General features: G+C 61.0%; 18 protein-coding genes and 2 tRNA genes. 6 read left to right on the top strand and 14 right to left on the bottom strand.

Features of this window, described 5'->3' with window-relative positions; translation table 11 throughout:
• Positions 1-68: 68 nt before the first annotated feature.
• The 4 genes from nagZ to C0V73_RS10030 form a co-directional block, all read right to left on the bottom strand.
• Positions 69-1,097 carry a beta-N-acetylhexosaminidase gene (nagZ, locus tag C0V73_RS10045; RefSeq protein WP_102019865.1) on the bottom strand — a complete coding sequence of 343 codons (1,029 nt, stop codon included), beginning with the start codon at positions 1,095-1,097 and terminating at the stop codon, positions 69-71.
• Between the two features lie 125 nt (positions 1,098-1,222).
• Entirely contained in the window at positions 1,223-4,297 is a 3,075-nt protein-coding gene (locus C0V73_RS10040) for an SPOR domain-containing protein (protein WP_102019864.1), read from the bottom strand.
• Positions 4,298-4,362: 65 nt separating this feature from the next.
• A complete protein-coding gene (gene argS, locus C0V73_RS10035) occupies positions 4,363-6,123 on the bottom strand; it encodes an arginine--tRNA ligase (protein ID WP_102019863.1) in 1,761 nt (586 codons plus the stop codon).
• 60 nt (positions 6,124-6,183) lie between these two features.
• Entirely contained in the window at positions 6,184-7,401 is a 1,218-nt protein-coding gene (locus tag C0V73_RS10030; protein ID WP_102019862.1) for a deoxyguanosinetriphosphate triphosphohydrolase, read from the bottom strand.
• A 197-nt stretch (positions 7,402-7,598) separates the two neighbouring features.
• On the opposite strand from C0V73_RS10030, the gene erpA reads away from it, so the two are divergent.
• Both erpA and xth read left to right on the top strand, forming a co-directional pair.
• The gene (gene erpA, locus C0V73_RS10025) at positions 7,599-7,931 is read left to right on the top strand and encodes an iron-sulfur cluster insertion protein ErpA (RefSeq protein ID WP_102019861.1); all 333 of its coding nucleotides are present in this window, start codon (positions 7,599-7,601) and stop codon (positions 7,929-7,931) included.
• A 7-nt stretch (positions 7,932-7,938) separates the two neighbouring features.
• On the top strand, positions 7,939-8,724 hold the full coding sequence (gene xth, locus C0V73_RS10020; protein ID WP_102019860.1) for an exodeoxyribonuclease III: 786 nt from the start codon (positions 7,939-7,941) through the stop codon (positions 8,722-8,724).
• Positions 8,725-8,812: 88 nt separating this feature from the next.
• Here xth and exoR read toward each other — a convergent pair whose 3' ends face one another.
• From exoR to C0V73_RS09980, 7 genes are all read right to left on the bottom strand, one after another.
• A complete protein-coding gene (exoR, locus tag C0V73_RS10015; RefSeq protein WP_102019859.1) occupies positions 8,813-9,604 on the bottom strand; it encodes an exopolysaccharide production regulator ExoR in 792 nt (263 codons plus the stop codon).
• Between the two features lie 545 nt (positions 9,605-10,149).
• The gene (locus C0V73_RS10005; protein WP_102019857.1) at positions 10,150-11,376 is read right to left on the bottom strand and encodes an outer membrane protein transport protein; all 1,227 of its coding nucleotides are present in this window, start codon (positions 11,374-11,376) and stop codon (positions 10,150-10,152) included.
• A 435-nt stretch (positions 11,377-11,811) separates the two neighbouring features.
• Positions 11,812-14,742 carry a valine--tRNA ligase gene (locus tag C0V73_RS10000; protein WP_102019856.1) on the bottom strand — a complete coding sequence of 977 codons (2,931 nt, stop codon included), beginning with the start codon at positions 14,740-14,742 and terminating at the stop codon, positions 11,812-11,814.
• 114 nt (positions 14,743-14,856) lie between these two features.
• Positions 14,857-15,810, bottom strand: a complete 954-nt coding sequence (locus tag C0V73_RS09995; protein ID WP_102019855.1) for a DUF2497 domain-containing protein — start codon at positions 15,808-15,810, stop codon at positions 14,857-14,859.
• A 194-nt stretch (positions 15,811-16,004) separates the two neighbouring features.
• Entirely contained in the window at positions 16,005-16,676 is a 672-nt protein-coding gene (locus C0V73_RS09990) for a protein-L-isoaspartate O-methyltransferase (RefSeq protein WP_102019854.1), read from the bottom strand.
• Positions 16,677-16,820: 144 nt separating this feature from the next.
• Entirely contained in the window at positions 16,821-17,147 is a 327-nt protein-coding gene (locus C0V73_RS09985) for a hypothetical protein (protein WP_102019853.1), read from the bottom strand.
• Positions 17,148-17,342: 195 nt separating this feature from the next.
• Positions 17,343-17,416, bottom strand: a tRNA-Cys gene (locus tag C0V73_RS09980).
• Between the two features lie 256 nt (positions 17,417-17,672).
• Between C0V73_RS09980 and C0V73_RS09975 the strand changes: the two genes are divergently transcribed.
• On the top strand, positions 17,673-18,485 hold the full coding sequence (locus C0V73_RS09975; RefSeq protein WP_102019852.1) for a hypothetical protein: 813 nt from the start codon (positions 17,673-17,675) through the stop codon (positions 18,483-18,485).
• Between the two features lie 86 nt (positions 18,486-18,571).
• Here C0V73_RS09975 and C0V73_RS09970 read toward each other — a convergent pair whose 3' ends face one another.
• Both C0V73_RS09970 and C0V73_RS09965 read right to left on the bottom strand, forming a co-directional pair.
• Positions 18,572-18,796, bottom strand: coding sequence for a hypothetical protein (locus C0V73_RS09970; protein ID WP_143708329.1), 225 nt, complete (start codon positions 18,794-18,796; stop codon positions 18,572-18,574).
• Between the two features lie 159 nt (positions 18,797-18,955).
• Entirely contained in the window at positions 18,956-19,237 is a 282-nt protein-coding gene (locus C0V73_RS09965; protein WP_102019850.1) for a hypothetical protein, read from the bottom strand.
• 163 nt (positions 19,238-19,400) lie between these two features.
• Here C0V73_RS09965 and C0V73_RS09960 point away from each other — a divergent pair.
• The 3 genes from C0V73_RS09960 to C0V73_RS09950 all read left to right on the top strand — a co-directional run bounded on the left by C0V73_RS09960 (position 19,401) and on the right by C0V73_RS09950 (position 21,429).
• A tRNA-Asn gene (locus C0V73_RS09960) sits at positions 19,401-19,475 on the top strand.
• A gap of 172 nt (positions 19,476-19,647) precedes the next feature.
• Positions 19,648-19,875 (top strand): hypothetical protein, encoded by a 228-nt coding sequence (locus C0V73_RS09955; RefSeq protein ID WP_102019849.1) that lies wholly within the window; start codon positions 19,648-19,650, stop codon positions 19,873-19,875.
• A gap of 105 nt (positions 19,876-19,980) precedes the next feature.
• Entirely contained in the window at positions 19,981-21,429 is a 1,449-nt protein-coding gene (locus tag C0V73_RS09950) for a deoxyribodipyrimidine photo-lyase (protein ID WP_102019848.1), read from the top strand.
• A 73-nt stretch (positions 21,430-21,502) separates the two neighbouring features.
• Here the strand turns inward: C0V73_RS09950 and C0V73_RS09945 are convergent, their stop codons facing one another.
• Complete coding sequence (locus C0V73_RS09945; RefSeq protein WP_102019847.1) at positions 21,503-22,234, bottom strand: hypothetical protein; 732 nt, start codon at positions 22,232-22,234, stop codon at positions 21,503-21,505.
• Between the last annotated feature and the right edge of the window lie 67 nt (positions 22,235-22,301).

The raw sequence follows: 22,301 nt of genomic DNA, 5'->3' as shown, positions 1-22,301 counted from the left end.
CGTCGGCGCCGGCGTTTCCCCTTGCGAGGGCCGGTTGACGATCGTCGGCTGGACGGGGCCACGCACCATCAGGCCACCGCCATCAGGTTGGCGAATTCGTCGCGAAGTGCCTGCTCGTCGGACGCATCTGGGCCGGCAAATGCCGCCTCGACGGCATCCGCCCGCTCACGGGCGCGACCGGAGAGTTCCGAGACAGCAGCGGCGACGGCCTTCATCTCGTCCATATGGCCATGGCAATGCAGGACAACGTCGAGTGTCGCGGCAATCCGAACCGCGCGTTCGCCGATCGTCCCTTCCAGCGCATTCATCGAGATATCGTCGGACATCAGCAGTCCCTCGAAGCCGATCGCCTTGCGCACGACCTCCTCGGTGACGATGCGCGAGGTCGAGGCCGGATGATCTGGGTCGATGTCCGTATACACGACATGGCAGCTCATGCCCATCAGCTCATGCGCCAGCGCCTTGAAGGGCACGAAGTCATGCGCCTCGAGCTCAGCGCGCGGGACGGTCACGACGGGCAATTCATGGTGGCTGTCGGCCATGCCTCGACCATGGCCCGGCATGTGTTTCATGACGGGCAACACGCCGCCGGCCTTCAGACCATCGGCTGCCGCTTGCCCCATCTTCGCAACCACATACGGATCGTTTGAATAGGCGCGGTTGCCGATGACGTTCGATGCGCCCTCGATCGGCACGTCCAGGACCGGCAGGCAGTCGACATTGATGCCGAGGCGATAGAGATCGAAGGCGTGCAGGCGTGACATGAGCCAGGCGGCGCGCAGCCCCTTCTCCGCGTCACGGTCATAGAGTGCGCCGAGATCCGCGCCTGAGGGATAACGCGGTGCGATCGGTTCACGGATGCGCTGCACGCGCCCGCCTTCCTGATCTATCAGGACCGGAACTTCGGCACCGCCGCCGACCGTCTCGCGCATTTCCGCGACCAAATCCTTGACCTGCTCAGCCTCACCGATGTTCCGGCCAAAGAGGATGAAACCCCAGGGCTGTTCATCGCGATAGAATGCCTTCTCATCAGCGCTCAAGCGCTGGCCGAGGCAACCGAGGATCATGGCTTTGGCGGGACGGGATTGTGCTGTCATAGGGAGACCATATCGGTGGGGATGAAAAAGCCGAAGGGACCGGGCGCGAGCTGCAGCCCCTCATACACAAGAAAAGAGGCGGAACACGCGGTTCCGCCTCTCGAAACGTCAGACATCAAGCCAGATCAGCGCGAGACGAGGCAGCTGCCGCCGGCAGAGCGGTACTGTTCGCAGAGAGCGACGGCTGCATCCTTGGAGCCTGCAACGACGCGCACCCGGTAGAAGGTGCCCTTGCCGGGAATATCCGCCTGGCGAATTTCCCAGGGCTTGCCGCCCAGCACGTTGCCGAACTTCGAAGACAGGTTGCGATAGCTCTTCTGCGCATCGGCTTCAGACGGCAGCGAGGCAATCTGGATCCCGTAGCTTCCGGCAGGTGCAGCCGTTGCCGGTGCAGCAGCAGCGGGCGACGCGGCGGCCACTTCAGCCGGCGCCTGAGCCTGCTCAGCAGGTGCAGTGGCTGCCGGCTCGGCCGGGCGCAGATTGCCCTGATCGGTCACGGTGCCCACGACATTGACCGGCTGATCCGCAGGGCGGGTGGTCGGGATCGGGGCGCGTGGAGCGGTCGGATCGGCGGCAGCCGGCGTTGCGATCACCTCGGCCACAGTCTGAGCTTCGGTGGTCGCCGGTGTTGCCGCCGCCACTTCGGTCGCAGCGGTTGCCGTTGCGGCAGGTGCGGCAGCCGGAGTGGTCGCTTCAGCCGGGCCACCCGGGGTGACCACGCGTGTATCGACGGTCCGGACGGTGTCGCCAGTGGCGGTGGGCACGCTCGGCGGCGCCAGAACCGGTGTTCCGGCGTCCGTCTGTGCCGGCTGCGCGGCTGCCGTTTCGACCGGTGCGGCTGCCGGCTCTGCCGGGACTTCCTGGGCGACCAGAGTGCCGTCCGGACGAACGATCATCGTGCGGACCTTGCGCGGCGTGATGGTCGCCGGATCCTCGGCAGCTGCCTGCTGCGGCTGGCCATCGGGGAGAAGGCGCGGATCCTCGGTCTCCCCGACCGGGGTCGCCAACTGATCGTTTTCGCCTTCCATCGGCAGGTTTTCCGGGATCAGCGTGCGCTGAACCACGTCAACAGGCTCTTCTTCCGAGGAGATCAGGCTCGGCTGCTTGGGGTCTTCGACCCCATTGCCGGCCACCCGGTCATAGACCGCCTTGTCCTGGTTCGGAACGGACTTGCCACCCGGATCTTCCGGCACGATCTTCACCGGCGACTTGTCAGCCGCGATCACCTGCGGCTCGCCGCTGCTCAGCGTGCCGACAGCGCCCGTGCCCAGCCAGGCGTAAAGGCCACCGGCGCCTGCGAGCAGGAGCACGGCGGCAGTGCCCGCCATCAGGTAAGGCTTGAGACGGCGGAAGCGGAAACCCTGACCTTCACCCGCAATGGTGATGTGGCCACGGCTTTCCGGCTCGAGCGCGTTTTGCGATGTCATGCTGCTGCGGAAATCTTCCTCCAGCGCCTTTTCGAAGGCGTCGAAATCGTCGAGCGGCGCAACTTGTGCGCGGGGTGCAGAGGCCACAGGTGCCGCCATCGGCGCGGCAATCCGGCTCGTCGCAATCGGTGTTGCCTGCGGCGGTGCGACAGGCTCCTCGAACAGCGTGGCCAGTTCGGCATCGATATCGATGTCGTAATCCGGCTGTGCAGGCTGGGCGGGACGGACGTCGGCAACCGGAACCTCGGGCACATCCATGCCGCTCAAAGTTTCCAGAAGATCGTCCTGCTCGGAAATTTCGGAAGGATCGAAGCCGAAGCTGTCTTCGACAGGCGCTACGGGCCGGATAGGCGCGCTGCTCTGGGCCGGTGCTTGCGCGGATACATAGGCGTCCGAGGCCGGGCGCGTGACCGCTGCGGAAAATGCCGAAGCAGGAACCGAGGGGGTTGGCGCAAAGGCCGGCGCGGAGGATCCGGCATATGCCGCTATCGACGGAGCCGAAGTTTCGGCACGGACCGGGGTCGCGAAGGCGGCAGCAGCGGCAAAAACAGGCACTGCGGCAACAGCCGGCGCGATGGTCTGCGGCTGCGGCTTCTGAGGTGCTACATCAAGCTCAGACAGATCGAGCTCGATATCATCGAGCTGCAGGTCGAATTCCTGATCCTGGAAGGGGTCGAATTCTTCATCGGCAACAACAGCCGGGGCGGCGCGCTGGACCACAGGCTCTGCAGCCTTAGGCGCGATCTCGACCTCTTCGTCAATGGCAAGCTCGTTCAGGAAGTCGAAGTTGAAGTCGGGTTCTTCGCGTTCTGCTGGGCTTGAAGCCTGCACGGGCGCCGCAACTGCGGGCGCAAAGCGCGGCTCTGCTTCGACGGAAAACGCGGCATCGTCCGAAACAGATGCCGCGGCCACAGCAGGCGCGGTGATTTCGGCGGTCGGCTGCGAGGCCGGAATGGGCTCCACAGGACCCGCGGCCCAATCGAAGGTCGCCTTGCCGAAGTCGAGAGCGACAGGCGACTGCGCGACCGAAACGGAGGGTGCAGCCGGCGCGTCGAAATCCGAGAGATCAAATGCCGGGGCCGCGCGCGGCGGCTCGACAGCAATCTCCGGCTCGGCACGGCGAACCGGCTGGGCAGAGAAATTGGCGAGCGGCAAACGCAGACGCGGCGGCTCGGGCTGAACAGGGCGCACGGGAGCGACAGGCACTTCGGGGCGGACATCCGCGTCGGCGACGGCAAATTCGAGTTCGTCGGCGAGATCGTACGTCACCTCAGGCTCAGCCACAGGCGCGAACGACACCTCTTCGGTGCGAACCTGCAGATCGTGATCGACTTCAGGCAAAGCCGCATCCGCGACATAGGCATCCTCATAGGACACTTCAGGCGCAGCATATTCGAAAGGCTCAGGCTCGTAAGCAGGTTCGGGTGCAACATAGGCCACGGGCTCCGGCTCAAAACGAGGCTCTTCGCGGTACTGCTGCGGCTGATAAGCCTCGACAGGCGCAGCACGCGACACCACCGGCTCAGGCACGGAAAGCGGAGGCGCATAGGACGACAGCGCAGGCGCGGCCTCATAGCCCTCGAACTCGCGCATCAACTCGTCTTCAAGATTGAAATCGGCCGAACCCATGTCCGGCGCCTGCGGCAGTATCACCACAGGCTCGCGCTTCAGGGGCTGATCGAACCCGACAATGCGGGCGAGCTCCGCCAACGGATCATCATCCGCGAAACCATCGCCCTGCGATCGCATGTTTGCAGCCTGCTTCTGTACCATACCCTGTTCCACTCACTCACGCGACTCAACGCCTGCCAGCGCAATGTGGGGAATTGGTGACGATACTATCGCATTTCGACCGGAGCTTCGGTGCCAGTAATGGCCAGTCCCGACTTCAACACGGAGGCGACAGCATGCACCAGCCCAAGCCTGGCGATGGTTAATTCTCTATGTTTATCGTTAACAAAGCGTAATTCGGGCGAATCCTTGCCCTTATTCCAGTGAGCATGAAGCGAGCTTGCCAGATCATGCAGGTAAAATGCAAGACGATGCGGCTCCTGCGACAGTGCTGCCGCCTCGATAATCCGCGGATATTCGGCAAGCTTGGCCACCAGCGACAGTTCCGTCGGGTCTTCGATCTGTCCCATTACGGCACTGGCAAGGTCGAGCTTCTCGATTTCGAGATCCGGGAACGCTTCCTTCGCCTGGCGCATGATCGACATGCAGCGAGCATGCGCATACTGCACGTAGAAGACCGGGTTGTCCTTCGACTGCTCCGTCACCTTGGCAAAGTCGAAGTCGAGCGGCTCGGAATTCTTCCGGTAAAGCATCATGAAGCGCACCGAATCGCGGCCGACTTCCTCGACCACTTCACGCAGCGTCACGAAGTCGCCCGAGCGCTTCGACATCTTGAACGGCTCGCCGTCGCGGTAAAGCTTGACCAGCTGGCATAGCAGAACGGTGAGCTTCGACTTCCCCTCGGATACGGCACGGTTGACGGCTTCCAGCCGCTTCACATAGCCGCCGTGGTCAGCGCCGAGAACATAGATCATCTCGGAGAAGCCACGGTCGAACTTGTCCTTGAAGTAGGCAACGTCGGCGGCGAAATAGGTGTAGGACCCATCCGACTTCATCAGCGGACGGTCGATGTCGTCACCGACCTCGGTCGAGCGGAACAACGTCTGCTCACGGTCTTCCCAGTCTTCCGGAAGCTGGCCCTTCGGCGGCGGCAGCGTGCCACGATAGACATGGCCCTTGAAGGTCAGGTCGTTGATCGCCGTGCGGATCTTCGCCGCATTGTTGGCATGCAGCGTGCGCTCGGAGAAGAAGATGTCGTGATGGACATTGAGCGTGGCCAGATCGTCGCGGATCATGGCCATCATCGCGTCGATGGCCTTTTCCTTGACGATGGCCAGCATCTCCTCTTCCGGCATGCCGTAGAGCTTGGTGCCGTATTCGTCCGCAAGCGCCTTGCCCACCGGAACGAGGTAGTCGCCCGGATAAAGACCCGCCGGGATCTCGCCAATGTCCTCGCCGAGCGCCTCGCGATAGCGCAGGAAGGCCGAACGGGCCAGCACCTCGATCTGTGCGCCAGCGTCATTGATGTAATATTCCTTGGTCACCTCATAGCCGGCAAAGCCGAGCAGGTTGGCGAGCGTGTCGCCAACGACGGCGCCACGGCAATGGCCGACATGCATCGGGCCCGTCGGGTTGGCCGAGACATATTCGACATTGACCTTGTGGCCGGTGCCAACCGTTGAGCGACCGAAACTTATCCCCTCACGGATCATCACCGCCAGCAGACGCTGCCAATAGGCGACCGACAGGCGGATGTTGATGAAGCCCGGGCCGGCGACGTTGACGTCTGCGATATCGGCATCCTGCTTCAGCTTCTCGCCGATCAGATCGGCCAGCGCGCGCGGGTTCATACCCATGCCCTTGGCAAGCACCATGGCGGCATTGGTTGCGGCATCGCCATGGCTCGCATCACGCGGCGGCTCAACGACGATGCGGCTGAAGTCGAGGCTGTCGCGCTTCTCGCGCACCGCCTCGATCTCATCGAGCGCTGCTTTGATCCGGATTTCGAAATCGGCGAAAAGGTTCATGGCGTATCCCTGCGCGCCGGAGCTCAGCCCCGGCGTTCTCTAAAGAATTTCGTCGGGTGCCTATCGCAATTCGGGAGTCCGGTCAAACAGCTCGCGATGCGTTCGCACCGCATAGGTGTCGGTCATGCCGGCCAGATAGTCCCCGACATGGCGGGCCTTCTGGCCGTCATTCAGGCCGGAAATATGGTTGACCCAGAAGTGGCTCTTCATCAGCTTCGGGTCGTTCATATAGGCGTTGAAGAGGTCGGTGACGATCTCGGCTGCCGCCGCCCGAATGCGCATGATGTCGGGGTGGCGATAGATGCGGCTGAACAACAGCTTCTTGATCGCCTTGTCGGTCTCGGCCATCTGGTCCGAGAAGGTGGCGATCGTCACCGAGGCCGCCCTGATATCCTCGACACTCTGCGGCTCTACCTGCTTCAGCCGGTCCTGCGCGACGCCGATCACATCTTCGACCATGCGGGTGATCTGCCGGCGCATGATCTCATGGGTGAAGCGATCGGCGTCCAGATGCGGATAGCGGTCGCGCACCTCCTTCATCAAACCTGCGAGGAAGGGCACGTCTTCCAGCATGTCGAAGGTAAGATAACCGGAGCGCAGGCCGTCATCGATATCATGGGTATTGTAAGCGATATCGTCGGCGATGGCCGCGACCTGCGCTTCGAGACCTGCAAAACTTGCCAGTTCCAGATCATGGATCTCGCAATAATCGAGGATCGGCTGCGGCACAGGTCCACGCGTCCCCTGCCCGTCTTTCGTCTTCAGCGGGCCGTTGTGCTTGACGAGACCTTCGAGCGCTTCCCAGGTGAGGTTCAGGCCGTCGAAATCGGCGTAACGCCGTTCGAGCTTCGTGACGATGCGCAGCGACTGAGCATTGTGGTCGAAGCCACCATAGGGCTCCAGCACCTCGTGGAGCGCATCTTCGCCCGTGTGCCCAAACGGCGTGTGGCCGAAGTCGTGAACGAGCGCCACACCTTCCGCGAGATCCTCATCAAGCTTCAGGGCACGCGCCAGCGCCCGGGCAATCTGCGCCACCTCGATCGTGTGGGTCAGACGCGTGCGATAATGGTCTCCGTCAGGGCCGATAAAGACCTGGGTCTTGTGCTTGAGGCGGCGAAAGGCGGTCGTATGGACGATGCGGTCACGATCGCGCTGGAATTCGGAGCGCGTGAGGCTTCCCCCTTCTTCAAAGAGACGGCCACGGCTCTTCCAGGGATTGGTCGCATAAACCGCCCGTTCGCCAGTACCGAAACCCAGTGCTGATTGATCAATCGTCATGCCTGTGCCGCTTGCTCCCCATTGACGCAACTCTTGTGCCTTCATACCTATAGCGGACAAAGCCGCAAGGCGATGCGGGTTCCGAAGCCGTTTCGGACAACGCTGCCTTATCAAAAATCGCGCAATTGCGTGACAATGCGGTGATTTGCTGAGACTAAGACCGTTTTCACCGGGCCTTGAACCCGGCAGGAGGCCAAATGAGCACCGAAACCGTTATCCTTTCCGAAGCCGCCGCGAAGCGAATCGCAGCGATCGTCGCCGCAGATGCCGAGAAGAAGGCTCTGCGCGTCTCCGTCGAAGGCGGCGGCTGTTCCGGCTTCTCCTACAAATTCGACCTCGACGGCCAGCCTGCCGGCGACGACATCGTGATCAGCCGTGACGGTGCAACCGTGCTCATCGACCCGATGTCGCTGATCTACATGGCGGGCTCCGAGATCGACTTCGTCGACAACCTGCTCGGCCAGTCGTTCCAGATCAAGAACCCCAACGCGGTGGCGAGCTGCGGCTGCGGCACCAGCTTCTCCGTGTGAGTGCATGATGAAAATTGCCACCTGGAACATCAACGGCGTCAAGGCGCGCATCGAGAACCTGTGCCAGTGGCTTAAGGATAGCGATCCCGACATCGCCTGCCTGCAGGAGATCAAGTCGGTCGACGAAGGCTTTCCTCGTGGCGAGATCGAGGCGCTCGGCTATCACGTCGAGACGCACGGCCAAAAGGGCTTCAACGGCGTCGCCCTCCTGTCGAAGATCAAGCCCGACGAAGTGAACCGCGGCCTGCCCGGTGACGACACCGACGAACAGGCCCGTTTCATCGAGGGCGTGTTTTCCGTCGAAGGCGGCGTGGTGCGCGTCTGCTCTCTGTATCTGCCGAACGGCAATCCGTCCGACGATCCGGTCAAATACCCCTACAAGCTCGCCTGGATGGCAAGGCTCGAAGCCTTCGCCCGCGATCGCATGGCGCTTGAGGAGCCGCTGATCCTGGCGGGTGACTACAATGTCATCCCCGAACCGCATGATGCCAAGGATGCGAGCCAGTGGGTCACCGACGCGCTCTTCCTGCCGCAGACACGGGCTGCCTTCCGCCGGCTGGAAAACCTCGGCTTCGTCGACGCCGTGCGCGCCACCAATGACGAGACACCGCTCTTCTCCTTCTGGGACTATCAGGCGGGCGCCTGGCAGAAGAACAACGGCATCCGCATTGACCACCTGATGCTTTCGCCCGAGGCCTCCGACCGGTTGCGCTCGACCGCGATTGAAAAACATGTCCGCGCCTGGGAAAAGCCGTCCGACCATGTGCCGGTCGTCGGGCATTTCGCATTCTGAGCTTCAAGACCTTGGCTTGCAGTCACAAAAATGGGCGCTGATGCGCCCATTTGCATATTCAGAACCCTGATGACGACGACCTGGCTAATCAGTCGCCCTGCTCGACAACCTGCGGCGCCAAGGCCACCGCCACGCGGCGGTCGTCTTCGGTGGCGAGCGAGAAAGCCCGTTCCTGCAGATCCTGCATCCAGGGACAATCCTTCGGGTTGCAACGCTCGAGCGCTGCCGTGAGGAAGGCAAGCCCGCGGACGGTCTGGCCTTCTTCGAAGAGCACATTGCCGAATATCGACATGGCGCCGGCATGGCCGCCCTTGCGCGCCATGTTCAGCCACTTCTTCGCCTGCTGGACATTCACGCGACCGCCCTCGCCGGCCAGGATCATGCGTGCCAGTTGAAACTGCGCTTCTGGCACGCCGAAGGTGGACGCGACCTGGAAGTAGATCTGGCGGGCCTGAGCGAGATCCGCCTTCACCGGGCTGTCCGGAATGCCCTGGCGATAGTAGCGGGCGAGCGACAGAAGAGCGTTGACGAAAAAGCCGGTATCCTCCGACCCGGGCTCGACACCCTGGTTGGCAATCTCGGCATAGATCTTGAAGGCTTCGAAGTCGTTTTCGACCACGCCGTCGCCGGCGGCATACATGTTGGCAAGCGCCCAGCGGGAACCGGTATGGCCCTTCTCGGCGGCGTAGCGATAGGCCTCGACGGCCTCTTCCTTCTGGCCCTTCTTGTAGGCATTGAAGCCGAACTTGAAGAGGTCGAAGGGGCCGGATTCCTTGCTGACGCCAGCGTTCATGTCGAAAGCACGCGCCGATGGGCTCGAGGACAGCAAAAGAGCTGCCGTCAAAAGCACCGCCGAAGACTTCCAGTCACGTCGCCGCATTGGTCCGCACAATTTCCAAGTCATGATAGACATCAGATCCCCCGCCCCGCATTTGCGGCGAGTTCAGCTGCGCCCGTTTCCAAGAATACACTCAACCGATGAATAGACGGTTCATGACCGAACTTGCGGTCGGAGCAGCCGTCATGGCTCCCTGTTGTTCTTGTCTGCATGATCGAGAGACTAGTCTGGATTTCCGGCAAGACCGGGGCGACCGAACATTCGCCTCCGATTTTCTCCGCCAGACCCGCCGACCGCCCCCCAAAAGCGACCGAAGTCATTGCTATCAGCACCCTATTCTTGCCCCAGAGGCTCATGTGAAACTCGTTACACCACCCGACGGAAACAGCGCCTGCCGTCTCTCGCAACACCGGTGCTCTCCGTTTGTGGCGGGAAATGGACAAATTCGGCACAGGCCCGCCCCGCCAAGAAGGATAGGCGCGATGTTGCAGAATCATCACATTCCGGAAAGCTGAAAGACGGCTGGGGAAGGTAAAACGAAAGAAGCCCGGACGAGCCGGGCTTCTGATTTGTCAGGTGGGCAAGGCTTAGAACGAGATGCGGTAGTTCGCGCTCAGAGCGTAGGCCCAGTCACCATCGGCCGTCGCGTTGAAGTCTGCGCCATCAGCTGTCGACTGCTCGCCAGACGTCAGGTAGGAGGCGGCAGCACCGATGCGCAGAACACCAGGACCATGCTTGATCTGCGCGCCAGCTCCGAGCGTCCAGGTGTCGGAGAAGATGTCGGCACCCGTGCCGACGCCACGATCCCAGGTCAGGCTGAGGGCGCCCGAGATCTTTTCGTTGAACTGGTGACCAACACCACCGGTGACCGTCCAGCCGTCACGCCAGAAGAAGTTCTTCTGCTGGTCGACGTCTGCGCCGAAAGCCAGCCCTTCAATCGTGTAGTTCAGCGTCTGAAGAACACTCCAATCGGTCCACTTGACCGAGGCGAAGGCAAGCCAACCAGGAGCGATACCGCTCTGCAGGCTAAACTCGAGCGATTGCGGCAGAGTACCGGTGCCGTTGGATTCGTACTGCGTTCCAAGTGGAATGGAGAAACCAGGGATGTTCACCAAAGGCGCACCAGAAGTAAACGTGCCTTCGGCGCTATGATCAACGGCAGAGCGATACATCACCTCTGCTCTCAGAGCGTATTCCTTGATCTCATATGCTGCACCTAGGCGATATCCGAAGGCACTTGAATCCTCGAGATTCAGCGTGCCGTAGTCTTTTACTTCAGTGTAATCGAAAGACTGAGAGAACCCACCGCCAAGGAAGTAGAGTTGGCCAGGGCCGACGTTGAAGTTGACCGCACACGTACCGCCAAGTTCCGTCGTATCGAAGCCCGACTCGATCACGGCGTTACCGCCGATTATCAGCGGAAGCGCAGCGAAACCACTCGAACCAGCACCAGCGACATCCGCCGCTCTATCCGCGTCCTGCGCATCATCCCCGTAGGAAGAGGCTGCTCCAAACGGCTCGGTATAGGTGATCGCACAAGAGAAGTTCTCGGATACACGGAATTTCGCGGCAAACGATGGGATTGCATAGTTGTCGCTGTACGCGTCGTCGGACGAAGAAGCTGCGTCGACGGTTGCAAACGCCCGATCCGGCATTACGTAAACAACACCACCGCGGCCAGCGATCGTCCCGTCCTCATACAGGATGTCCGTGTCGGCCTCGCCACGGGCGAAACCGCCAGCCTGCGCGCCTCCCACGAATGCGCATGCTGCGATCAGCCCAAGGGCGGTAGTCTTCATCAAGTGGTTCGCCATGTCTCTCCCCAATTCAGGCAAAACTGTGATTTTGCATACTAATCATGTGCGACAGGATGGCAATCGGGTGATGTGCGTCACAGCCATGTTCCATCGCAGAAATTTTTACGTAATGATTTTGACATGCATGGCAAACGCGCCGCCACTTGGATGAATTTTGCGCCAAACAAGTCTCATCAACAGACTATTGGCAAATTCTTCCAACACCAGACATCGCCGTTGCAGGTTCGCAACAGATCAGCCAGTGATCATGAAGAACGAAATTTGGGAACTTGCACAGCGCCTGATCGTCTCCAAGCCGTTGTCACGACATATATCGGTCAGAATCGTTATGCAGCGCAACAAATTCCGCCTCCATTGCCTCCCTGCGGCGGCAAAGCAAAAGGCCGGATCTGAGATCCGGCCTTTAGAATTTCATTCCCGAACAGGAATGGCTTAGCCGGCCTCGAGAACCCGCTTCAACGCCGTCTCCAGGCTCGCCTTCTGCACTTCCAGTTCCTGGTAGCGCTCGCGCTCGGCGGCGACGACGTCCGGATTGGCGTTGGCAACGAATTTCTCGTTGTTCAGCTTTCCGGAGATGCGGGCCATCTCCTGATCGACCTTGGCGATCGCCTTTTCGATGCGGGCCTTTTCGGCGGAGAGATCGATCAGGCTACCCAGCGGCAGGCAGGCTGTCGCCTCGCCGACCACGATCTGGGCGGCGCCCTTCGGCGCGACATCAGCCACGCTGATGGCCTCGACGCGGGCGAGCCGCTTGACCGCCGCATCGTGACGGACCAGCCGTTCCTGCGTCACGCCATTGGCACCGACGACGACCAGCGGCGCTGTCGCACCCGGCGGTACGTTCATTTCGGAACGGGCCGAGCGGATGCCGGTCACCAGGTCGATCAGCCAGTTGATGTCGGCAGCCGAATTATCATCGGAGAATTCCGGCTTCGGCCAGTCGGCATGGCAGAGCAGGGTGTCGCGCGACGCGCCCTCGCCTGCCGTATGCGTCCAGAGCTCTTCCGTCATGAACGGCATGAAAGGATGCAACAGCTTGTAGGTTTCTTCCAGCACATATGCCGCACAGGCCTGGGCTTCCTTCTTCGCCGCTTCATCCTCGCCCATGAAGACTGGCTTCAGGAGCTCCAGATACCAGTCGCAGAACTGGTTCCAGACGAAGCGATAGAGGCTGCTGGCCGCATCATTGAAACGGTAGCTTTCGATCGCGTCCGTCACTTCGCGTTCGGTGCGCGCAAGTTCCGTCAGGATCCAGCGGTTGATCGCAAGCGACGTCGTCTCGGGCAAGAAGCTCGGATCCGCCTTCACGCCGTTCATCTCGGCGAAACGCGTCGCGTTCCAGAGCTTGGTGCCGAAGTTGCGGTAGCCGGCAATGCGGGCAGGATCCAGCTTCACGTCGCGGCCCTGGGCCGCCATGATGGCGAGCGTAAAGCGCAGGGCGTCCGCGCCATACTCGTCGATCAGTTCCAGCGGATCGATGACATTGCCCTTCGACTTCGACATCTTCTGGCCGGCCTTGTCGCGCACCAGCGCGTGAACATAGACCGTGTGGAATGGCTCGACCGGATTGCCGTCCTCGTCCTTCATGAAGTGCAGGCCCATCATCATCATGCGGGCGACCCAGAAGAAGATGATGTCGAAGCCGGTCACCAGCACGTCGGTCTGGTAATATTTCGCCAGTTCCGGTGTGTTGTCCGGCCAGCCGAGCGTCGAGAAGGGCCAAAGCGCCGATGAGAACCAGGTGTCGAGCACGTCCTCGTCGCGGGTCAGAATCTCGCCGGGCTGGAAGTTCTCGAGCTTCTCCTCGACCCAGGCCTTCCAGGGGCCTTCATGGGCGATGTAGTGCTGGATCGCCGAATGCAGGGCTTCTTCTTCGGTCTTCTCAACAAAGACCTGACCGTCAGGACCATACCAGGCCGGGATCTGGTGACCCCACCAGAGCTGACGCGAAATGCACCAGGGCTCGATGTTTTCCATCCACTCGAAGTAGGTCTTTTCCCAGTTCTTGGGCACGAAGTTGGTGCGGCCCTCGCGAACGGAAGCAATCGCCGGCTCGGCCAGCGTCTTGGCGTCGGCAAACCACTGGTCGGTCAGCATCGGCTCGATGACGACGCCGGAGCGATCGCCGAAAGGCTGCATGATCTTCTTGTTCTCGACGAACTGAATGTCATTGCCTTCGTCGTCCTTGGTGGTGACGGCGAGACCTTCCGCGTTGATCGCATCGACGATGCGCTTGCGGGCTTCGTAGCGGTCGAGACCGCGATATTCTTCCGGGACCAGATTGATGTCGTCGACTTCGGCCTCGTTCGGCAGATGACCGGACTTGGCGATCTCAAGCGCCCGTGCTGCGTAGACGGCATAGTCCTCGCCGTCGTCGCGCATCTTGGCCTGGGTATCCATCAGGCGGTAGAGCGGGATCTTGTTGCGGCGGGCGACCTGATAGTCGTTGAAGTCATGCGCACCGGTAATCTTGACGGCGCCAGAGCCGAACTTCGGATCCGGATATTCATCGGTGATGATCGGAATCAGGCGGCGATGCTCCTTGGGTCCAACAGGGATCTCGCAGAGCTTGCCGACGATCGCCGCATAGCGCTCATCCGAGGGATGAACGGCAACCGCGCCGTCGCCGAGCATGGTCTCAGGACGCGTGGTCGCAATCGAGATGTAGTTGCGCTCTTCCTGGAACGTGACGTTGCCGTCCTCATCCTTCTCGACATAGGTGTAGGTCGCACCACCGGCAAGCGGATATTTGAAGTGCCACATATGGCCTTCAACTTCCTTGTTCTCGACTTCGAGATCGGAAATCGCGGTCTCGAACTTCGGATCCCAGTTGACCAGGCGCTTGCCGCGATAGATCAGGCCTTCGTTGTAGAGCGTGACGAAGACTTCAAGAACGGCAGCCGACAGACCCTCGTCCATGGTGAAGCGCTCGCGCGACCAGTCGCAGGAGGCACCGAGGCGCTTCAACTGGTTGAAGATCAACCCGCCCGATTCTTCCTTCCACTCCCAGACCTTTTCGATGAAGGCTTCGCGGCCCATATCGCGGCGCGAGAGGTTCTGGCCATTCTCGGCAAGCTTGCGTTCGACCACCATCTGGGTCGCAATGCCGGCGTGGTCCATGCCCGGCTGCCACAGCACGTCCTTGCCGCGCATGCGCTCGAAGCGGACCATGATGTCCTGCAGCGTGTTGTTCAGCGCATGGCCCATGTGCAGCGAGCCGGTCACGTTCGGCGGCGGGATCACGATGGTGAAGGTATCTTCGCCCGGCTTGGCGTTGGCACCGGCACGAAACGCATCTGCGTCTTCCCAGGCTTTCGCGATCTTCGGTTCGACGGCGGCTGAATCATAGGTCTTTTCGAGCATTTTCCGACCGGATTTTCGAGTTCTGGATGTGGGTTGGTAAATAGGACTGGCAAAACCAAGTCAATAAAAAAGGCCGCTCTTGCGAGCGGCCCATAATCCCGGAGGATGCTTCAATCAGCGTCGCGGACCGCGGGCGACGCGTTCGATTTCTTCGCGCACGAGGCGTTCCACCAGCGTCGGCAGGTTGTCGTCCAACCAGTCCTTCAGCATCGGGCGCAGCATTTCCTCGGCCATTTCATCGAGCGAGCGACGCTCGGTGCCGTCGAAGGCAGCGGCGAGTTCCGAGAAGGATCGCGACACCTGCTCGACGGTCGCTGCAGACACCAGCGCCGTCAGGTCGCGGCCTTCGCTTTCCCGCTCCGTGCTGGTGTCGAATTCCGGCGCCTCCAGGGACACCTCCTCAAGCACTTCCGGTGCGGGCTCTGCAACAACAGGTGCGGCACGCTCGACGCGCACCTCAACCGAGGCGCTGCGGGCCATCGGAGCTTCCGTTGCAGCAAACGGCGCATGCTGCTCGTCGGACTGGGCGTGCAGCGAACCGGACATCACGGGCACGGTCGGCAGCGCTGCGCGCAGATCCGGGTGACGGATCTCGGCCAGCCGCGCCGTCATCGAGGGCACATCGACCGTACGGGCATCATGGGCTTCCGCAACCGGCTCGCGACGCAAAGCTTCCGGCAGGCCGGGCATTTCGGGGCGGCTTGTTGCCTGCACCGGACGCTCCATGCGCTCGGAGGCCGAGCGGACGCGGGCTGCGAGGTCGGCAAGCGAGACGCTTTTCGGCATGTCTTCCGCCTGAGACTGCGGCGCTTCGCGACGCGGCTCGGCTTCGACGCGCGGAACCTCGCGCTCGAACATCGGGAACGAAGGGCCGGCATCGTTGGCTGCAATAAAATCGCCACCGTCATAGCCAAGATCGGCCTCGCCGGCGCCGTCCTTGTCTGCGAAATGCGACGGGTCCTGCGACAGGCTTCCGCCATTCACCGGATCGTTGCTTTCGATGATCCGGCGGATGGATGCCAGGATCTCTTCCATGGACGGTTCACGCGCTACGCTTGGCTGAGCCATACTAATCCCCGTTGTCCTCAGAAACTTCGGCCGCGTCGATTTTCGCCGGGCCGATTCGCGCTCACCCTAGGATACGCGCTTGCCGAAAAAAATCACGCCCTGACAGGGAATTGCCGTGATGCACAACTTTGTTGCGTCGATGCAAAAAGGCCCGCACGCGGCGGGCCCTGTAGCACTCGTCTTGGAGACTGAGATCAGAAGACGAATTCAGCCGCCTTGCGGAAGCCCGGCAGCGGCTTGATCGCCGCATTGAAATATTCGGTGTAGGAGGTGATGCCGCCATTCTTGACGTAGAGGCGCGCACGCGCCGCGTTGCCGTAACCGACGACAGCCACGAGCCGACCACCCTCGCGGAGCTGCGACAAAAGCGCTTCCGGCATTTCCTCGATGGCACCATTGACGAAGATCACGTCATAGGGCGCCTCGGCCGCATAGCCGCCTTCGAGCTTTGCCGAGACAACGGCGACATTGTCGTAGCCCAGTTCGGAGAGCTTTTCGGTCGCCTTGGTCACCAGCGCCTCGTCGCTCTCGGTCGCGACAACAGAGCCCGAGAGCAGCGAGAGCAGCGCGGCCGCATAACCTGCGCCACAGCCGATCTCCAGGACCACGTCATCCTTGGTGATGGCGGCGAGCTGCAGGAGCTTGGCGAGCGGCGACGGCTCCATGATGTAGCGCGGCGGATTACCGTTCTGGGCGGGACAGACCAGCATGTCCTCGTCGATATAGGCGAGCGGCTTCAGTTCGGCCGCGACGAAGGCTTCGCGCGGCACCGAAAGGAAAGCGTTCAGCACGGAATGGGACGTGACGTCCGTGGTCCTGATCTGGTTGTCCACCATCTTGGTGCGTGCTGCTGCGTAATCCATCATCTTATTCGCGCCCCGTATCGACCGGCCATAGCGGCAATTAACCCCCGTGTCTTTAATTGCAGGCAGAGGCGCTTTCAAGCCGGTCGACGCATCGCACACCATAATATCGCGGCTGCGCGCTATCGCAGCCGCGAGGGAGCCGGGTCAGTCGGCCAGCGTGTAGCTGTCGCTCTCGCAGAAATCGACTTCATCACGCACATCATAGAAGCTGTCATTCTCGAAGACGGCGCGGATCTTGTAGACGCAGGCGTCGCTGCCATCGGCGATGGTGAGCTTCCGCGTCTGGCCGCCAAAGAGCCCCTTTTTCTTCAACAGTTCCGAACGCGTGCCGCCATCAGCCGGCGTCGCATAAAACTGCACGATCATGTTCGGGGTCTGGTTGTCGAGTGTGAAGGACAGATTGTCGGCGAGCGCCGGAGAGCCGGTGAGGCCAAGAAGGGTTGCAGCGAGAAGAGAAAAGGTGTTGCGCATGAGAGAGGCTCCGATTGCAGGAAACCAGCTCATGAAAGAGCGTGCCCGCCCGCGCAATCGGGTGGATCGGCCAAGATCGGGCGCACCTGCGCCTGTGGCGGGATCGGCTCAAGTTTGGCCGATCGCATGCACAAAACGATGAGGCCGACAGCGATGTCGACCACGCAAGACTTCAAGTTTTCAGAAAGGTTCGGATGGAGGCCTCGCCCGGAATTGAACCGGGGTACAAGGATTTGCAGTCCTCTGCGTCACCACTCCGCCACGAGGCCATCCGAGTAGAAAAGTGCGTGTGGTGGCGCGGATTTAGACGCGTTCCAGAAAAACCGCAAGAGTCATTTTCCGAAATTAGTCCTTTTAATTTTCTGGAATGGCGTTCCTTTTGGTTCCAAACCTGAAGCCGTCGGTCCGACCACGTCTAAGCCAGGACACACCAATGAGCCGCACCCCGAACAATTGACAACCTTAGCTCAGCCGATCGAAAGTTCCTCAACCAACCAGCATCCAAGGGATTGAACCAGAACCGACATGCGTAAAGTCAACTTCGTTCTCATTGGTGCCGTCGGCGGAGCCGTCGCCGTCTATGTTGCCCTAACCGCATTTGCGCAGGACGTATATCTTCCGGCAATCTCGGTCTCGGACGGCGCTACACTGATTTCGGGATTTGGTGGCGCTTTACTCGGCGCCATCGCTGGTGGTGCGGTTTCAGCTTGGTTGGCCAAAGCTTCAGCAGACAGAGCGGATGACGCTGAGCGAGAGAACCGAATATCGCGAGAAACAGTCCAGTGCCTCTCTGTAATGTTGAAAGTCCAGGAAATCGCGGACGGGTACTACACTCAGCGCAAGTACATTTGGGATGGTTTAAACCTTGCGAACGAGAAGGGTGCAGCTCACCTTCCAAAATGGCAATTCGTTCAACAGCAGGCGGGCGCGCCTGTCACGGCGCCGATCTTTGACTCCGAAGAGTTAGTACCCTTCATCAAGGGAAAACGTCCTGACCTTGTGGACAGGTGCAGACTTGCATCCCGGCGATATGCCGTATTGGAAGCGACAATTGATCTATATGGAAGCAAACGAGCTGCCCTTCAGGATCTGCTCGTGCCTTACAGCACGGCCTTACCAGGCGGCGAAGTCATCACGTCATTGCCTACATCAGGAACAGTCGACTCTAAAAAGGCAAGCTTAATGATATTGGAGCTGGAACGCTTGCTCCAAGACATCATAAAAACAGTCAATGAGGACTTCGAAACTACTAAGCGACTTTGTGACGACGTTTCTGACGCAATCCAGGATATATATGGCAGGAAAGCCCTTGGGAAACTAACGCTAATAGACGATTGAGCCTGCATCTTTGTCCGCACCAGCCGCATGTACGAACTGAAACCATGGCCTAATCGAACGCCGGAAAGCGCCCCGTCCGGCGGGTATCAGGCGTCCGCGCGCCAGCGGCGGCGGTCGAGCAGGCGGGTCGCGGCCATAGCGCTTGCGGCTTCTGCGAGCCGCACGGGATCGGTCACACCCGAGGTATAAAGCCGGATCACGGCCTTGCCTACGGCCTCGCGGTGGCCGTCATCGGGATGTTTCACTTCGCCGCGCTCGGCGGCGCGCATCGCTATATCGATGATGTGAAAATCGTTCGGCGTCAGAATCATCGAACTCTCCGCCTGAATGCAATTGTTCATGTGGTGCTGCCTTTCAGGGAACGAAACGACGAATGCCGTGTTCTGTATCCCGATCGAATCCGTCCACCTTAATGAACCCTTACCAGCGGGTCATTTCACTATGACATGCGCCTCCCCTTATCCGGGAGGTCAGTTTCCGCGTCTTGTTCCGGATCCACTCTTCCGCCGGCTCCACCAGACCGTCAAACGACGGCGGCGACGGCGGACGGCGGGAATATCATGCGACAGCACGATGAGGCCGAGCGGCACCATCCAGAAGCCGAGGATCGGGAGAAAGCCGAGAAATCCGCCGCCGACCAGCGCAGTCCCGGTGACGATTCGACCCGCGCGCGAGCGCGGCACCGGAATTTCGAGCCCGCCCAAGACGAGACGCCCGCGCGCATGATCAAGGCGGTAGCGGCGTTCGGGCATGCTAAAAACTCCTCGATTTCAGGGGATTCCTAGCCCCATTCAGCGCCCCAGCAGATGGTGCGTCCCCATATAAAAACAAGAGGATGACATTTTTTTTGAAAAACCGCTTGGCAAACGGGGCGAGCATCAGTATTACCCCGCTCACACCGCGGCAAGCGGCTGTTCCCTGGTAGCTCAGCGGTAGAGCATTCGACTGTTAATCGACAGGTCGCCGGTTCGAATCCGGCCCGGGGAGCCATCTTATTCCAAGGCCCGCGCCTCAACAGGCAGCGGGCCTTTTGGTTTTTCTGGCCTTGCGATCGAAACTACCAGTTCTCGCATGGTGATTCCGGCAGTCGTCTCGAAACCCCCTCTTCACCTTTCGCTGTTATCTCCACTTGTAACGAAAAGGCATGCAAGGAGGACGGCCGATGTGGCTCGAGCTTCACGACGGGGACGGCTTTCCCTTCTACGTCAACATGGACAATGTGGTGGATTTCCGCTGGTACGAGCGGGAGGGTTATACCTGCCTGCTGACGACCGCCCCGGTCGCCGAAAAGCTGCATCGCCTTTATGTGCGCGAGAACGCCCAGCAGATCATGGCAATGATCCGCGCCGAGCAGGCGCGCCGCGCAGCTCCCGGCCGCTCCGCCGCCTGACGGCACTTCCGGGTCCCACAACGGCAACGCAGAATCGTGATCGCGGCGTGATCCCCTGACCGTCGCGTTTCGTATGGCTAGAAAAGCCAACGAAGAAGATATTGCATGCCCCACACCTCCCCCAAGACCCTCATCCTCTGGTTCCGCAAGGATCTCCGGCTCGGCGACAATGCCGCGCTCGCGACCGCAGCTGCCGAGGGTTTTCGCATTCTGCCTCTTTATATCCGCGAGCCCGAGGACGCCGGCACCGGGCCGCTGGGGGCCGCTCAGGCATGGTGGCTGCATCATTCGCTCACGGCATTGGCCAAAAACCTTGAGGATCACGACTCAAGGCTGACCTTCCACAGCGGCTCGGCCGAAACCGTGCTTGCCGAGTTGATCAAGGAGACCGGCGCTTCTGCCGTCTTCTGGAACCGCCGCTACGATCCGCCGGGCATCGCCATCGACAAGGCCTTGAAGGCTAAGCTGATCGCGGACGGGATCGACGTGCGCACCTTTGCCGGCCAGATCCTGCACGAGCCGACCAAGCTCAAGACGGGTGCCGGCGGCCATTTCCGCGTCTATACGCCCTTCTGGAAGGCGCTTGACGGCTCCGGCGAGCCGCACGAGCCGATCCCGGCGCCAAAGGCCCTGCCCGCTCCCGATCACTGGCCGAAGAGCGAGGCGATCGACAGCTGGGACCTTTTGCCGACAAAGCCCAACTGGGCCGAGAGCTTCGAAGGACATTGGCAGCCCGGCGAAGCGGGGGCCCAGACGCGGCTCACGGACTTTGTCGAAAAGGGCCTCAAGAATTACCGCAACGGACGCGACCTGCCGGCCAGCGAGCATGTCTCGCGGCTTTCGCCGCACCTGGCGCTCGGCGAAATTTCGCCAGCGACGCTCTGGCATGCGACGCGCGGGTTGCCCGACAGCTATCCGCTCGACGATGTCATCCATTTCCGCAAGGAGATCGTCTGGCGCGATTTCTCCTATCACCTGCTCTTCCACTTTCCGGACCTCGCAACCAAAAACTGGAACGCCAAGTTCGACGCCTTCCCCTGGCGCGATGCTCCGGACCTGCTTCAAAAATGGCAGAAGGGCCAGACCGGCTACCCGATCGTCGATGCCGGCATGCGCCAGCTATGGCAGACCGGGTGGATGCACAACCGCGTGCGCATGATCGTCGCCTCCTTCCTGATCAAAGACCTTTTAATCGACTGGCGCGAAGGCGAGCGCTGGTTCCGCGACACGCTTGTCGATGCCGACCCGGCATCGAATGCCGCCAGCTGGCAATGGGTCGCCGGCTCCGGCGCCGACGCCGCCCCCTTCTTCCGCATTTTCAACCCGACCAGCCAGGGCGAAAAATTCGACCCCGAGGGCCAATATGTCCGCCGCTTCGTGCCGGAGCTGAAGGACATGCCGAACAAATTCATCCACAAGCCATCAGAGGCGCCGCTGACGGTGCTGAGGGACGCAGGCGTCAGCCTCGGCAAGACCTATCCGCTCCCGATCGTCGATCACGGCAAGGCCAGAGATGCGGCGATGGCGGCGTTTCAGGGGTTGAAGGGGGAGTGAGGAGTATGGGGCGGGGGTTGTTCAAATCAACCGGATGCCTTTGACGCCTCGCTGGAGCGCCGCAGAAGGCGGTTCATTTTTCGCTGTCACTAATCGAGTTGACCATATCAAGCGACCAAAAATCGAGAGCCGATAGCGTGGTCCACCCCCGTGGGCTGGAGTCTTTCAGCTTGAGGGAAACCATTTCGTTGTATGGCCCGGCTCGGAGATCTAACCACCACCCCAGCACATCCTTCACCCGCCCCTCGGTCACCGGCTCATCCGTGATCGACAGCGTGATCGCATTGAGCCTAAAGCCGGGACCGAAACTAGCCGCGAGATCGCCGGGACTGATGCGGCGCACCGAGGCCGGGTCGCTGATGTCGTCAAAGGTGACCAGCAGCGGATAATGCTTGCGCGGCACGTCGCGAGACTGGCCGGTGCTCGCCACCATCAGGTCGAGATAGGGAAACATCTCCTCCTTCAGCATCGCTTTTCCCTCAAGTTCCGGAAAAAAGGCGGTATAGGCCGTCCATTCGGTATAGTCCTGCAGCAGCGCGAACAGATAGCGACCCTGGCCCAGATCGACCGCGACCGCCTCGCCCGAGACACCGCCGCGCTGCATGCCCGCCGCGTCGCCCACCCCCGTCCATTTCGGCGGAAACTCGATCCGCGCCGATGTCACCGAACTTCCGGACTTCATCCCCTCCGGAGTCATCACGGACACCGTCAGTTTCTGATGCCATTGCCATTCCGGGAAATCGAAGAGCAGATCGCAGCCGGCGATCGGCAAACACATGGCCAAAGCCGCGAAAATCCTCAGCATCCCCTCCCCGCACAACCTTGAGCCGTGTCATCATCAGACTTCCCGGTCAGGCGTGAAGATCCGATGA

The organism is Rhizobium sp. TH135, assembly GCF_002855515.1.
Taxonomy (GTDB): Bacteria; Pseudomonadota; Alphaproteobacteria; order Rhizobiales; family Rhizobiaceae; genus Allorhizobium.
This window is presented reverse-complemented; position numbering and strand designations above follow the sequence as displayed.

Coding starts and splice junctions, on each gene's coding strand:
- nagZ (WP_102019865.1), bottom strand. CDS start 1,097: ATGACAGCACAATCCCGTCCCGCCAAAGCCATGATCCTCGGTTGCCTC.
- C0V73_RS10040 (WP_102019864.1), bottom strand. CDS start 4,297: ATGGTACAGAAGCAGGCTGCAAACATGCGATCGCAGGGCGATGGTTTC.
- argS (WP_102019863.1), bottom strand. CDS start 6,123: ATGAACCTTTTCGCCGATTTCGAAATCCGGATCAAAGCAGCGCTCGAT.
- C0V73_RS10030 (WP_102019862.1), bottom strand. CDS start 7,401: ATGACGATTGATCAATCAGCACTGGGTTTCGGTACTGGCGAACGGGCG.
- erpA (WP_102019861.1), top strand. CDS start 7,599: ATGAGCACCGAAACCGTTATCCTTTCCGAAGCCGCCGCGAAGCGAATC.
- xth (WP_102019860.1), top strand. CDS start 7,939: ATGAAAATTGCCACCTGGAACATCAACGGCGTCAAGGCGCGCATCGAG.
- exoR (WP_102019859.1), bottom strand. CDS start 9,604: ATGCGGCGACGTGACTGGAAGTCTTCGGCGGTGCTTTTGACGGCAGCT.
- C0V73_RS10005 (WP_102019857.1), bottom strand. CDS start 11,376: ATGGCGAACCACTTGATGAAGACTACCGCCCTTGGGCTGATCGCAGCA.
- C0V73_RS10000 (WP_102019856.1), bottom strand. CDS start 14,742: ATGCTCGAAAAGACCTATGATTCAGCCGCCGTCGAACCGAAGATCGCG.
- C0V73_RS09995 (WP_102019855.1), bottom strand. CDS start 15,810: ATGGCTCAGCCAAGCGTAGCGCGTGAACCGTCCATGGAAGAGATCCTG.
- C0V73_RS09990 (WP_102019854.1), bottom strand. CDS start 16,676: ATGATGGATTACGCAGCAGCACGCACCAAGATGGTGGACAACCAGATC.
- C0V73_RS09985 (WP_102019853.1), bottom strand. CDS start 17,147: ATGCGCAACACCTTTTCTCTTCTCGCTGCAACCCTTCTTGGCCTCACC.
- C0V73_RS09975 (WP_102019852.1), top strand. CDS start 17,673: ATGCGTAAAGTCAACTTCGTTCTCATTGGTGCCGTCGGCGGAGCCGTC.
- C0V73_RS09970 (WP_143708329.1), bottom strand. CDS start 18,796: ATGATTCTGACGCCGAACGATTTTCACATCATCGATATAGCGATGCGC.
- C0V73_RS09965 (WP_102019850.1), bottom strand. CDS start 19,237: ATGCCCGAACGCCGCTACCGCCTTGATCATGCGCGCGGGCGTCTCGTC.
- C0V73_RS09955 (WP_102019849.1), top strand. CDS start 19,648: ATGTGGCTCGAGCTTCACGACGGGGACGGCTTTCCCTTCTACGTCAAC.
- C0V73_RS09950 (WP_102019848.1), top strand. CDS start 19,981: ATGCCCCACACCTCCCCCAAGACCCTCATCCTCTGGTTCCGCAAGGAT.
- C0V73_RS09945 (WP_102019847.1), bottom strand. CDS start 22,234: ATGCTGAGGATTTTCGCGGCTTTGGCCATGTGTTTGCCGATCGCCGGC.